The 12950-nt window shown below is 38.4% G+C and carries 16 protein-coding genes; 6 read left to right on the top strand and 10 right to left on the bottom strand.

From position 1 onward, the window contains the following. Nucleotides 1-380: 380 nt before the first annotated feature. From J2R98_RS08050 to J2R98_RS08040, 3 genes are all read right to left on the bottom strand, one after another. Nucleotides 381-1991: an MDR family MFS transporter gene (locus J2R98_RS08050; RefSeq protein WP_307067827.1), complete on the bottom strand. Its 1611-nt coding sequence runs from the start codon at nt 1989-1991 to the stop codon at nt 381-383. Nucleotides 1992-2081: 90 nt separating this feature from the next. Then, nucleotides 2082-3263 (bottom strand): acetyl-CoA C-acetyltransferase, encoded by a 1182-nt coding sequence (locus tag J2R98_RS08045; protein ID WP_307067825.1) that lies wholly within the window; start codon nt 3261-3263, stop codon nt 2082-2084. A gap of 2 nt (nt 3264-3265) precedes the next feature. Further along, entirely contained in the window at nt 3266-3826 is a 561-nt protein-coding gene (locus tag J2R98_RS08040) for a phosphatidylglycerophosphatase A family protein (protein WP_307067823.1), read from the bottom strand. Nucleotides 3827-3949: 123 nt separating this feature from the next. Between J2R98_RS08040 and J2R98_RS08035 the strand changes: the two genes are divergently transcribed. From J2R98_RS08035 to J2R98_RS08020, 4 genes are all read left to right on the top strand, one after another. Further along, nucleotides 3950-4675, top strand: a complete 726-nt coding sequence (locus tag J2R98_RS08035; RefSeq protein WP_307067821.1) for an alpha/beta hydrolase — start codon at nt 3950-3952, stop codon at nt 4673-4675. Nucleotides 4676-4783: 108 nt separating this feature from the next. Beyond that, a complete protein-coding gene (locus J2R98_RS08030; RefSeq protein ID WP_307067819.1) occupies nt 4784-5305 on the top strand; it encodes a 2'-5' RNA ligase family protein in 522 nt (173 codons plus the stop codon). A 5-nt stretch (nt 5306-5310) separates the two neighbouring features. Continuing rightward, the gene (locus J2R98_RS08025; protein WP_307067818.1) at nt 5311-5739 is read left to right on the top strand and encodes a GNAT family N-acetyltransferase; all 429 of its coding nucleotides are present in this window, start codon (nt 5311-5313) and stop codon (nt 5737-5739) included. Nucleotides 5740-6024: 285 nt separating this feature from the next. Next, nucleotides 6025-6711, top strand: a complete 687-nt coding sequence (locus tag J2R98_RS08020; protein ID WP_307067816.1) for a DUF421 domain-containing protein — start codon at nt 6025-6027, stop codon at nt 6709-6711. 48 nt (nt 6712-6759) lie between these two features. On the opposite strand, the gene J2R98_RS08015 is transcribed toward J2R98_RS08020, so the two are convergent. The 4 genes from J2R98_RS08015 to J2R98_RS08000 all read right to left on the bottom strand — a co-directional run bounded on the left by J2R98_RS08015 (nt 6760) and on the right by J2R98_RS08000 (nt 8626). Beyond that, nucleotides 6760-7656: an MBL fold metallo-hydrolase gene (locus tag J2R98_RS08015; protein ID WP_307067814.1), complete on the bottom strand. Its 897-nt coding sequence runs from the start codon at nt 7654-7656 to the stop codon at nt 6760-6762. Nucleotides 7657-7691: 35 nt separating this feature from the next. Further along, on the bottom strand, nt 7692-8006 hold the full coding sequence (locus J2R98_RS08010) for a hypothetical protein (protein ID WP_307067812.1): 315 nt from the start codon (nt 8004-8006) through the stop codon (nt 7692-7694). A gap of 63 nt (nt 8007-8069) precedes the next feature. After that, nucleotides 8070-8261, bottom strand: coding sequence for a hypothetical protein (locus J2R98_RS08005; RefSeq protein ID WP_307067810.1), 192 nt, complete (start codon nt 8259-8261; stop codon nt 8070-8072). Between the two features lie 146 nt (nt 8262-8407). Continuing rightward, nucleotides 8408-8626 (bottom strand): hypothetical protein, encoded by a 219-nt coding sequence (locus J2R98_RS08000; RefSeq protein WP_307067808.1) that lies wholly within the window; start codon nt 8624-8626, stop codon nt 8408-8410. A 208-nt stretch (nt 8627-8834) separates the two neighbouring features. Here J2R98_RS08000 and J2R98_RS07995 point away from each other — a divergent pair, with 208 nt between their 5' ends. Then, entirely contained in the window at nt 8835-9293 is a 459-nt protein-coding gene (locus J2R98_RS07995; protein ID WP_307067806.1) for a CotY/CotZ family spore coat protein, read from the top strand. A 128-nt stretch (nt 9294-9421) separates the two neighbouring features. Here the strand turns inward: J2R98_RS07995 and J2R98_RS07990 are convergent, their stop codons facing one another. Together J2R98_RS07990 and fabI are read right to left on the bottom strand one after the other, a co-directional pair. Further along, on the bottom strand, nt 9422-9808 hold the full coding sequence (locus J2R98_RS07990; RefSeq protein ID WP_307067804.1) for a CotO family spore coat protein: 387 nt from the start codon (nt 9806-9808) through the stop codon (nt 9422-9424). Between the two features lie 121 nt (nt 9809-9929). Beyond that, on the bottom strand, nt 9930-10706 hold the full coding sequence (gene fabI / locus J2R98_RS07985; protein ID WP_307067802.1) for an enoyl-ACP reductase FabI: 777 nt from the start codon (nt 10704-10706) through the stop codon (nt 9930-9932). Between the two features lie 199 nt (nt 10707-10905). Between fabI and J2R98_RS07980 the strand changes: the two genes are divergently transcribed. Further along, a complete protein-coding gene (locus J2R98_RS07980; RefSeq protein ID WP_307067800.1) occupies nt 10906-12078 on the top strand; it encodes an FtsW/RodA/SpoVE family cell cycle protein in 1173 nt (390 codons plus the stop codon). Here the strand turns inward: J2R98_RS07980 and J2R98_RS07975 are convergent. Further along, the gene (locus tag J2R98_RS07975) at nt 12075-12941 is read right to left on the bottom strand and encodes an RluA family pseudouridine synthase (protein WP_307067798.1); all 867 of its coding nucleotides are present in this window, start codon (nt 12939-12941) and stop codon (nt 12075-12077) included. The genes J2R98_RS07980 and J2R98_RS07975 overlap by 4 nt on opposite strands. Nucleotides 12942-12950: the final 9 nt, after the last annotated feature.

Here is a 12950-nt window from a genome sequence, read left to right as displayed (position 1 = left end):
GCTTTTTTTCTGGCATAATTACCCCTACCTTTTCTAGACTTAATTTCATGGAAACATTTTGCCTTAGAGTGTGTCCAATTTTGATACTAACCTTATTATTGTAGGTTATTCGGTAGTTATGGCCTTCTATTCAGTATTAATTTCGCCTATTCGGTAATTATCACCTGCTATTCGGTATTAATCCCGCCTATTCGGTAACTTTCACCTTCTATTCGGTATTAATCTCGCCTATTCGGTAATTATCACCCTCTATTCGGCATTAATCCTTCCTATTCGGTAATTATCACCCGCTATTCGGTATTAACCCTCTCTATTCAGTAATTACAGCACCGCTGCCAAAAAAAGAACACTCCCCACAAGAAAGTGCTCCTTCCATTATTCTATGTCGATTCTTGTTTTTCCTCTTCGTAATATTCATCTTCTTGAAGCTTGTATTCTGGTAAGAAAATAACACACACCAACGTTAACACCGCAAAGATTAAGCCAACAAAAAACAAAGCGCTTATACCGCTTGATAGTGACAATTGAATTGCATGTAACCATTCTTGATATAATGCTTCACCTTCTGGGCCAACCGCGGCAAATGATGACTCAACGCTTTCTTGTGCCTCGCGAGTAATGAGTTGTTGTGGGTCCATCGCTAAAATGTCTTGTTGAGCGGAATCACTTAACTCATTAAACCCTGATGGCTCGACTTCGTTAAAGCGGCGTAAAAACCACGCATTTAATATCGCACCAAACACTGGCGCCGCTATAACACCAGCTAGTGACCTAGAAAATTGTAAGTTCGCATTCACTTGCCCCATCTGTTTATAAGGGAAAGCATTTTGCACCGACACGTTCATAATTGGCATGAGCGAGCCAATTCCAATTCCGAACACTGCCATGTTAATCATTACGGTCCAAAACGTCGTGTTCACATCCATTTGATTAAATAAAAATAAACCAATTAACATAAGTGTTGCTCCAACAAATGCATAGCGTTTATACGTCCCTGTACGTGACATGAGCTGACCTGTCAACGTCGCGCCAATAATGAAACTTAGCATAAGTGGTGTCATGACGATCCCACTTTGTTGTACAGTAAGTCCGACGACCCCTTGAATATATAACGGTAAGAACATGATCGTACCGAACATCGCCATCGTAACAAATAAAGCAAGCACGACTGTAATGGAGAAAATTTTGTTTTTGAAAAACGACATTTCAATAATCGCGTCTTTTACGCGACGTTCGAATAAGACAAAGATCGTTAAAATAATAATACCGACAATAAATACCGTCACGACTTGCCAATCTGTCCAGCCGAAGCGATCACCAACCCACGTTAACCCAATCATAATCGGTAACAAACCAGCGATTAATAAAAAGCTTCCCGTCCAATCGACTTTCACTTGGTCTTCTGTCTTAACTTTCGGCAATGTAAAATAAACGCCGATAATCGCCAATACAGCAAATGGTAAGTTAACGAAGAAAACCCACTCCCATCCGAATTGTTGGGTAATAAAGCCACCAAGTGTTGGGCCGATTATGCTTGATATACCAAATACGATCCCTAATACTCCCATCCATTTACCACGTTCTTTCGGGTTAAAGATATCCCCGATCGTCGCATTCGGCATCGTCATCATCGCACCAGCACCAATTCCTTGAATCGCTCGCGCTACGATCAACCACATCATTGATTCGGCTAAACCAGCCAGGACTGAACCGATGGCAAAAACGATTAATCCAAACAAATAAAAAGGTCGCCTTCCATAAACATCTGATAGTTTACCGTAGATTGGAACCGTTACAGCCGATGTAATCATAAAGGCACTAAACAACCATGCATAATACTCAAATCCACTTAAGTCACTAACAATCGTTGGGATTGCTGTTGATACGACGGTCTGATTCATCGATGCAAAAAACATCGTCATCATAACGGTCGCTAACGCCCACCATTTTCTTTTCCCCGTAATTTGATTCGTCGTTTGAACTGCCACCATATGTACCTCTCCCAATTTTATTTCGATACTCGAAATTATATCATAAAAAAGAGAACCACTCCAGGTTTTTAGAGTGGTCCTTTATCTTTATTATTTGTTTTCAATTACCATCGCAATGCCCTGTCCGCCGCCAATACACAAACTCACAACAGCGTAGCGACCTTCTCTTCGTTTCAATTCATAAGCTGCGCTTAACAAAACGCGTGTACCACTTGCTCCAACTGGGTGACCTAACGCAATCGCACCACCATTAACATTTGTTTTATTACGATCTAAGCCAAGTTCTTTTTCGACCGCTAAGTACTGAGCAGCGAACGCTTCGTTCACTTCGACTAGATCCATGTCCTCAATCGTTAAATTTGCGCGTTCTAACGCTTGCTTAATCGCTGGAACTGGGCCAATGCCCATAATCGTTGGATCGACACCAGCAACACTCCACGATTTAATTTCCGCCATCGGTGTTAAGTCGTGGTCATTGACCACTTCTTCTCCTGCGACAACGACACTTACAGCACCATCATTAATGCCTGATGAATTCGCCGCTGTCACTGTACCGTCTTGTTTAAAGACCGGCTTCAACTTCCCTAATGTCTCCAAAGTTGAATCGGGTTTAATGTGCTCGTCTTGAGTAACCTCAACTTCACCTTTTCGCGTTTTGAGCGTTACAGGTGCAATCTCTTCTTCAAAGTAGCCATACTCTACTGCTCGAGTTGCTCTTTCATGCGATTGAACTGAATATGCATCTTGTTCTTCACGAGAAAGATTATGAATGTCAGCTAACTTCTCAGCTGTCATCCCCATTCCATTTCCAGTATATTGGTCAGTCAACGTCGCCTGCAACATGTCTTCAAATTGCATGTTACCCATTTTCACACCGTTAAACCGTTGCTTAAAGTTTGAAAAAGGTGACTGCGACATATTATCAGACCCACCGGCTAACACAATGCCTGCTTCACCTAACTTAATATGTTGAGCACTTGTAACAACCGACTGCAAACCAGAACCACACAAACGATTCAACATTAATGCTGGCACTTCTTGTGGTACACCGCTGTAAAGGCCGATATGACGTGCTAAGTATGCGGCATTTTTCCCCGAATGAATAACGTTTCCGTAAATAACATGATCAACATCACTAGCTTGTACATTGGAGCGTTCTAACGCCGCTTTAGCAGTAGTTGTCCCTAACTCAACTGCATCCGTATTAACAAAAGAGCCACCAAAAGCTGTAAATGGCGTTCTAGCTCCATCGATTAAATATACCTTTTCCATATTTAATACCTCTCCTCTTGATCACGCAATTCTATTTCATGTTCACTCAAGCCATCTTCAACATCACGTAAACGATGAGCAATTCTACTTGAAGCATTAGCTGCAATACTTCCAACAATATCATCTAAAAATGTGTGACATTGACCGCCTTCTTTAGAATCTAATTGCTTTATAATTCCAATCTTCTCTTTATCTAAATGGCCAAATGTTGTAACAGAGATACTGCCATATCCTAAGGCCGCTCCAAAAGCAATCGTTTCATCAACCCCGAAAAGCCCTTCATCTTGAGCGACTAATGATTGTAGAGGTTCAGATAGCTGGCCTTTTTCAGCCAATTGATCTAATTCGACTCCGACTAACAATGCATGTTGAATCTCTCGTTTTTCTAATACACGATTGACACTTTCTACGCAATATTCAAAAGTTAACGATTCATTATATGGTTTTTGCATTTGATAAACAATTTCTGCAATACTAGAAATAGATACACCTCGTTTTTCTAAACATTCTCGAGCTGCGTTTTCTACTTCTTTGCTACGAATGTGGTTCGAATAAGTCGTCATCCTTCTCCTCCTCCTTTTTCCTAATTATACCACGCGCAAGGAGTTGGACAAATCGTAAAATTCGCGATTTTATTTATATGTGGTAAAATAAAACAAGACCAACTACAACTGGAGGTATCGAACTTGGCTAGAGATGGTTCAATGGTTGAACGTGAAATTGAGAGTGAATATATGAATGAAACGTTCACGATAAATATTTACCGACCTGAAAATTATTCAACGCTTTACAAGTACCACTTATGCATCGTGCAAGATGGTGATGATTATTATCAACTTGGGCGTTTAGCAACAGTGAGTGACAAGTTGCATAAAGAAGGCAAAATTGAGAACACCATTTTTTGTGGCATCCACTATAAAGATCGTGACGATCGTTGGCACAAATATCATCCAGAAAGTGAACAACAGGAAAACTATATGAAGTTTTTACGCTTTGAAGTCGTTCCTGTTTTAGATAAAGAATTGCCGAGTTATCATGTGAAGTCATGCAGAGCATTAATGGGGGACTCTTTAGGTGGAACCGTATCTTTAATGACTGCTTTAAAGTATCCGAACACATTCGGAAAAGTTATTATGCAGTCACCTTATTATGATGAGCGTGTCGAAAAGCTCATTAAAGAAACAGATGAAATTGAAACGATGTCCCTATATCATACGATTGGTTTAGATGAGGAAGAAGTAGAAACGACTTATGGAGATATTGATGACTTTTTGAATCCGAACCGTGAGATGAACAAACTTCTAGAAGAACGTGTTTCCGACTATACTTATAAAGAGTTAGAAGGAAAACACACATGGAAACAGTGGCAGAAAGACTTACCAAACGCAATTGAAAATATTTTCGGAAAATAGGCACATTATAGGGGCGATTTTTCCAAGGTTTTTCTGTTATAATATAATCTATACTTTGTTAATCAGTCTTATCGGAAAATACTTATTGAAATATGGAGGGATTTATTCATGACACCAGTGACTTATGGAATTGCTATTTTTCCATCAAAACACATACAAGATGTAGCAAACTCATACAGAATGAGGTATGACCCACGTTATTCATTAATTCCACCACACATTACGTTAAAAGAACGTTTTCAAGCTACAGAAGATGAAATTAAACAGGTTGAAGATGCTTGTCAAAAGCTTGCAGATGAAATGGACCCTTTTGATATCGAAATTAATCGTGTAAGTTCATTTAGTCCAATTACACACACAGTTTATTTAAAAATTGAAGAGAATGATGATTTAACTTATTTAAGTAACAAAATGCATGAGGAACCATTCCCTCAAGAGCGTGAGCATAAGTTCGTGCCGCATATCACAATCAGTCAAGAGTTATCAGAAGATGAACACTCTGACGTATATGGCAGTTTAAGACTTTCAGAATTTGATTTAAAAGATACAGTTGATCGCTTCCAGTTACTTTATCAACTAGATGACGGGGCTTGGACTGTACATGAAACATTTAAGTTTGGTAAGGAGTAAGATTCATGATAAACGTGCAAGAAGTTGAAACGAAAAGACAGAAAGACGAAGCCTTTGATATTCGTAAAATCGTCTTCGTTGAGGAACAAAATGTACCACTTGAAGAAGAAATGGACGAACACGATGACCATGCCACTCATTTTGTGGGCTACACGTTAGAAAGACGCCCAGTTGCAGCAAGCCGCCTACGTTTTGTCGATGAGTTTGGAAAATTAGAGCGTATTGCTGTATTAGAAGAAGAGCGTGGCAACGGGTTTGGACGAGACATTATTTTAGCAATGGAAGATGTCATTCGTTCTAAAGGTTACACGAAATCGAAACTAAACGCGCAAACTTACGCTGAAGATTTTTATAAAAAACTCGGTTATGAAACAGTCTCGGATGAATTTATGGATGCTGGGATCCCACACGTGACAATGGTAAAAGATTTATAAATAAAACCGCCAATAATGGCGGTTTTATTTTTTATATAATCAAATAAGTAAATGATATCCTAGCCAAAAAATAGCGAGTGCAGACCCAACAAGGACTAATATTATCGTCATTTTCCCTTGCATATTCACAGCCACTTCCCCCTTCCTCTATTGGTGCCATTAGTTATAGGTTGAGTTCAGTTAAAAAATATATACTAACCAACTAAAATTCACTCTCACTTAAATGCATGAAAAAACCTAGCCTTCAAATAATATTGATGACATGTAATGAAGGGAGTTTTTGTGTTGGGCACTGAACCAATGGATTTTGTTCGAATTACTATGGAAACTATCGTTGGATTTGCCGCTTTATTCGCATTAACTAAAGTGCTAGGTAAGTCGCAAATTACACAAATAACCCCTTTTGATTTTATTGCAGCCATTATCCTAGGTGAATTAATTGGTAATGCGCTTTATGACAAAGAGATTGGTATTAGTATGATCTTGTTTGCTGTTACTTTATGGGGGACATTGCTATATTCAATCGAAGCGATCACTAACAAATTTCGAAAAACACGCAAGCCTCTTGAAGGTTCACCATCTCTGATTGTCCGTCGAGGAGAAATTCAGAAGGACTTACTTAAAAATGCAAAACTTGATATGAACCAATTCATGCATTTATTAAGAGACAAAAACGTCTTTTCAATCCAAGAAGTAGAGTATGCCGTACTTGAGACAAACGGTACAGTTAATGTCCTTAAGAAATTTATCCACCAATTACCAACAAATGAAATATTGAATCAAACACCAAAAAGTGTTGAACTACCAATTTCAATCATTTCAGACGGTGAGATCGTTGAAGAAAATTTGAAAGAAATATCATGGGACTTAGAAGATGTTGAAAAAGAAGTCGAACAACAAGGGTTAACCATTCAAGACATTATGTACGCTGAGTGGACACAAGAAAAGGGGCTGTATGTCATGCCATACTAGCCCCTTTTAAACTCTCATGTAGAAGTCGTCCAACTAAAGGGCGACTTTTTAAATTGATTTGATCATAACACGAAAATTTTCAACCTCAAACTCAGCTTTATTCTCTTCAACTAATGCTTTTACGTATGCAGATACAGCGGTTCTAAACAGCATAAACATGGATAGTTGATCAGCTTTAACATCATATCGAGCACACATAAACGACACGATATCTTCATGAGATAAACCATGTGCGGATCGGTCAAGCATTTCTTTCACTGTACTTAAAATGTCTTGGTGGTAATCAATATTGTATTGAATCGTATCTTGGAAGTCTTCTTCATAAGGTCCATGCCCTGGTACTGCGCCATCATACTCTTTATCTTTAATTTTTTCTAGGCTTTCAATCGTGTCTTTCGCACACGTAATATAGGGAATTTTATGCTTGTCTAACTCTTTTTTACCAAAATAACTATCGGCTGCATACAATATGCCGTTTGTTGCAAGGGCAAGTTGGTGATAGCTATGCCCTGGAGTTGCAATGAACTCTAAATTAAACCCATCTATACTCTGTTCACCTTCATCAACTACTAAATCTACTTCAACTGGCGGCCCTTCTAAAAACTTGTTCCTCAATTCCTGAACCGGTGTATTACCTTGAAACATATAAATCGGCTCAATAATCGGATTTTCAACGATCGCCGCTTCTAATCTAGGTGCAATGACTTTTACATTATAATGCTTTTTTAAATAAGCAGCCCCGCCATAATGATCTGCATGGGCATGTGAAATAAACAGATGGGTAATTGGAAGTTCTGCTTCTTCTAATTGACGCACGACTTTTCGAATAGCCGACTGGTCAATGGCAGCATCAATGATCAACCCTTGATTCCCCTCATGCACATACCCAACATTGACGGAGCTTGAGAAGTAATAACAATGATTATTTAATCGATTCATTTTCATAGACTAGAATCCTTTCTTTAGCGGACTGTCTTATTTTAAATGCTTTCGCTAAAGTATTGACCTTTTCCTGTTATTTTAGAAAAATTTCTCTCAGCTGAATGACTCGTAATAGACCCTGGTGTATAAAGTTGCGCAGTTTCTGCTTGTTCACTATTTTTAGGACTGTTTTGATTGTTATAACGTAAACTCATTCTTCTTCTTTCTTCAGCATATTCAAACGGATGTTTACGCCTTGTCTCTAATTCTACACGAAATGGTCTTTCGATTACGAATGGAGACTTCTTTTCACCAGCTACTCGTTGATGGTATTGACTATATTGATGTTGACCAACTGGCAAAATGTATCCCATATGATCAACCTCCTTCTTATATTAGTCCTATTCCCGTTTTTACTTATACTTATTCGTTTATGGTTACTTCGGTTTGTCGATTTTCTTCTCTAAATCTGCCATCCACTTTTCAATCTTTTGCGCATCACCTTCTAACATTTTCTCCCACTTATAAAATTCACTTGTCTGTTTGTCGTATTTTTGTTGAGGTGACTGATTTAATTGTTTAGTCAATTGTTTCAAATGGTTCATTAGGAGAATGAATCGGTCAGGCATAGATTATCACACCTTTTTCAAAAAATTTGTCTAACTTTGTTCGTTATAAAATATTTTTATAAAAAATCGGTCGGTTTAAGTTCTTTATCAAGAATCAAGTCCTATAAAAAAGGAACTCGGACTAAACCCGAGTTCCTATGTTCCGATTAGATCCAGAAAAATGGTGGACGTCTCTCTTCACCATCGTCTTGATCGTCATCTTTCATTTCTTCATCTTCTGACATCATTTCCTCATGACGGGGCTCTTCATCCATCATACGAGGGCCAAACCATGGGTGAGATTCTCTTTCAGAGGGCTCAAAATGAACATTGTCAGCTCTAATAATTAAGTCCTGTACGTGGATTTCTTTTTTAGAATCGGACATGCTTTTCACTCCTTTAAGTGTTAGGCGTTTCGTTAACTAGTATATTCAGTACTTAAAAATTAGCATAGGTTGATGCCCTAGAATTTCCAATTCATTTAATTTAACCTTGGAAACTTTTTTTGGCGTATGCCCACACCTATATAGGTAAAATGCATACATTATTATCGTAACAAGAGTCAATATTGACCAATAAGAAAGGAGTTTGCTTATGACTTGTCGAGATAAGCGTCGTATTGAAGAAGATACTAACTGCGTAGCCGATATTCTACGCCAGATCGTTGATGCACAAGATGATATTGTCGATGACGATTGTGATATTAGTTGTGAACAGTCAATTCAAGATTTACGAGGTGACACTGCTGCACCCAACAGCTTAGATACAGTTCCTGTTTTACTATACTGCAAATGTGATCCATTTAAAGGGTATGGTGTCCGCAATGATCAACAAAAGACTGTTGTAGACAGCTTTTATTTCCGTGTTAACAGCATCGATGACGATAATTGTGCAACGTTAGAGTTATTACGCGACCCTTCTGACTCGCATACAGGCGCACCGGATCCAACTAAGCAAAAAACCGCTAACCTACGCGCAACAGGTATTTGCATCACGGTTGATTTAGAATGCTTCTGCCACGTTACTTGTTTACCAGCTATTAACGCACTTTAATATTACCGCGCACATTAAACGAGTCTGCTATATGATTAGCAGACTCGTTTTTTTGTAAACATGTTCTATTAGTTTTTTCCCTTTAAAAAGGTAACTAGGCGTCTCCTGCCTAGTTACCTTCTTTTAAACTAAAAACCTACTAACTGTACGTCTACTATATCTCCTCGTTTTATCTTCACGCGAAAACCTTGATCCACCGTTCTTAACATTAATATGTCTTCATCACACTTCTCAATCGTTCCAATATATTTGTTATTGTCAGTTTGAACTTCGCATTTCATTTTTGGAAGAATGCTAGGCATATCAACCATGTATCTTAGTCGCTCTTCAACTGACATGTCTTGAAACTTCTTTCGTTTAGAAGAAATGCTTTCCGTCTTTCCTTCCTCTTTCGGTTCATCGTCTACCACATTTTCATTGTTACTATAAAAGTATGTTTGTGCTTTAGCGGAAGGGTTATGATCAGAGTTTTGCGCAATAAATAAAAGTGGTGGCTTCACTTTATGATCTGGCATGAGTCAATCTCCTCTCTTGACTTCTTTTCACCTTATCTTATGCATAAATGCCTAGAGGAGTGAGCATAAAAAAGTAAAGTGCTTTCAGCTCATCTGAAAACACTTTACCTTTTGAAAGATCTTATCGACCTAAAATACTATAACCGCTATCAACGTGTAAAATTTCACCTGTCATTCCACGTGATAGGTCACTCATTAAGAAGTATGCGACATCGCCCACTTCCTCTTGTGTAACCGGCTTACGTAATGGTGCACGATCAGCGATTTCTTGTAGAATGGAGTTAAAGTCGCCAACACCTTTAGCTGATAACGTACGGATTGGACCAGCTGAAATCGCGTTAACACGAATGCCATACTTACCTAAATCATTCGCTCCATATTTCATCGTTGCATCTAAGCTTGCTTTTGCGACTCCCATAACATTGTAGTTCTCAACAACACGCTCGCCACCTAAATAAGTTAGTGTCACGATGCTTCCGCCTTCTGTCATAACATCTTTAGCAGCACGAGATACTGCCGCTAATGAGAATGCACTAATGTTATGCGCTAGTAAGAAGCCATCACGTGATGTGTCAATGAATTCGCCTTTAAGTTCATCACGGTTTGCAAATGCAATACAGTGCGCTAATCCATGAATGACACCTACATCATTCTTAATATTTTCGAATGTTGTATTGATCGCATCATCATCTGTTACATCACACTCATAAAATAGAGAGTCATCACGATCTAGTGTTTCTGCTAAATCACGAACAGGCTTCTCAAAACGTTCATTGGCATAAGTGAAAATTAGACGTGCACCTGCATCGTGTAACGCTTGAGCAATCCCCCAAGCAATACTACGTCTGTTCGCTACACCCATTACAACATATGTTTTACCTTCTAATGAAAAATTCATTTGATTGACCTCCTAGTCAGTCATAGAAATTATGATTTGTTATTAGTACCTACTACTATTTTATATAAAATTGACGACAGATACAATTGTTTTCTATAGATTAATTGAAAACTTTCATAAACTGTTAACGAGTTCACATTGACGAACTAACTGAAATGCACGAAAATAGAATAGATGATTACTTTAAAGGAGTATATCCATGGACAACACTGTAAACGAAAAAAAACTCGATACATTTCTCATATTTATAATGACAGCTTTAGTTGCGATTAGCTGTTTTACGTTATATACATTACAACCTCATTTGCCAGGTTATTTAGCCAATAATAACTTCTATTTACAGCAATTAATATGGTTTCTAGTAGGGACAATTGGAATTGCGTTAATTATGATTCTTGATTTTGATCGTTACCGCAAACTTGCTTGGCCAGTGTACATATTAGGAATCTTAATGCTAGCTGGTCTCTTTGTTTGGGGCGACACACGACTAGGAGCGACTCGTTGGTATGACTTACCTATTGGTTCTATACAGCCATCAGAGTTCATGAAAGTGTTTCTCGTCATTGCCCTAGCACATGTTATTACGTCACATAATGAAAAGTGGACGCATAAAGATTTACAATATGATTTATTGCTGTTAGGAAAAATTGTTGCGTTAACATTACCGCCGTTCGCATTAATAGCGATGCAGCCTGACTTAGGATCTTCGTTAGTTATTATGTCGATTATGGGCTTTTTAATTTTAATTTCTGGTATTCGTTGGCGAGTTATTTTAGTTATATTAGGTATTTTTACTTTAATTGGCGCTTCACTTGCAGCGATGTACCTTTTATACACTGAACAGTTTATCGACATTATCAATGAATATACGCCATTCGGACATGCGATTCATCGTATTCAAGCATGGCAAGACCCTCATTTATATGAACAAAGTTCCGCCATGCAAGTGATTCGTTCAATGTTAGTCATCGGCTCAGGTGAGTTATCAGGTAAAGGGATTGGTAATTTTGAACTTTACATTCCTGAACGCCATACAGACATGATTTTTACTGCTATTGCTGAACAATTCGGCTTTATCGGATCAAGCGTCGTTATTATTTTGTTCTTTTTAATGATTTATCGAATGATTCAAATTGCACTCGTTTGTCGTGACCCATTCGGTACGTACTTAGCTGTAGGTTTCGTCGGTATGTTCTCTTATCAAATCTTCCAAAATATCGGCATGTCTATTCAGCTCTTACCTCTAACCGGACTTCCACTACCTTTCTTAAGTTACGGTGGTACGTCATTACTCGTTTACATGGCTGCCATTGGCCTTGTGCTGAATATACAATCAAGGAAGAAAGAATACATGTTTGAAACAGACGACTAAGTTAACCGTTTCAATTCATTTGGCTTGTTCGCATAAGCATGAACTGTTTTATTATGAATCGGATGTTGAAACGTAATCCACCCGCAATGTAATGCTTGTCCTGTTAACTGATGATGATATCCACCATATAAGTCATCACCGATTAACGGATGGCCTATATGTGCAAAGTGAACGCGTATTTGATGTGTTCGACCAGTTTCAAGTTCCACTTCAACTTGCGAGCCTTGCGCGATTTCCCGTTTTACACGGTAATGCGTAACGGCTCGCTTTCCTTTATCACTTACTTTGCGCTCAATGATCGAAGGCAAGTTACGTGCAATCGGCAAATCAATCGTTCCACTTGGTTGCTCTAATTGACCAGTTACAAACGCTTCATACCATCTTTTAATCTCATGTTGTTGTAATAAATGATGGATGTAACGGTTTTTAGCGATGATCACTAATCCTGATGTAAAGCGGTCTAAACGAGTGACAACATGGTAAGTCGCATTAATCGATTGAGTATCAAAATAATGCAACACACCATTAGCTAGCGTAGATTCTTTCAAGTCATTCATATTCGGTGAGACAGCCAATCCTCTTCGTTTATTCACAATGAGTAAGTAGTCATCTTCATACACAACTTGAAGAGGCATATATTTTGGTTCGACTGCATCACTTCTTTTTTCAGCTGGAAACTGAACGGTTAAAACATCGCCGGAAACTATTTCCTTTCTTACCGTAACCGATTCGCCATTTATTAAAATGGCTCCTTCTTTTTTCACTTCTTTTAATAATCGATTAGAAAAAGCTCGCACGTGCAGTAAATAGTCACGTACGAGCCACTGATGATGTTTTCTAGTAATAGACCATGAAATGTTCATTTGAATTTC

The sequence above is a fragment of the Alkalibacillus filiformis genome (assembly GCF_030814115.1).
GTDB lineage: Bacteria > Bacillota > Bacilli > Bacillales > Alkalibacillaceae > Alkalibacillus > Alkalibacillus filiformis.
Note: the sequence above shows the minus strand (reverse complement) of the source record. Positions and strands in the feature narration are given on the sequence as shown.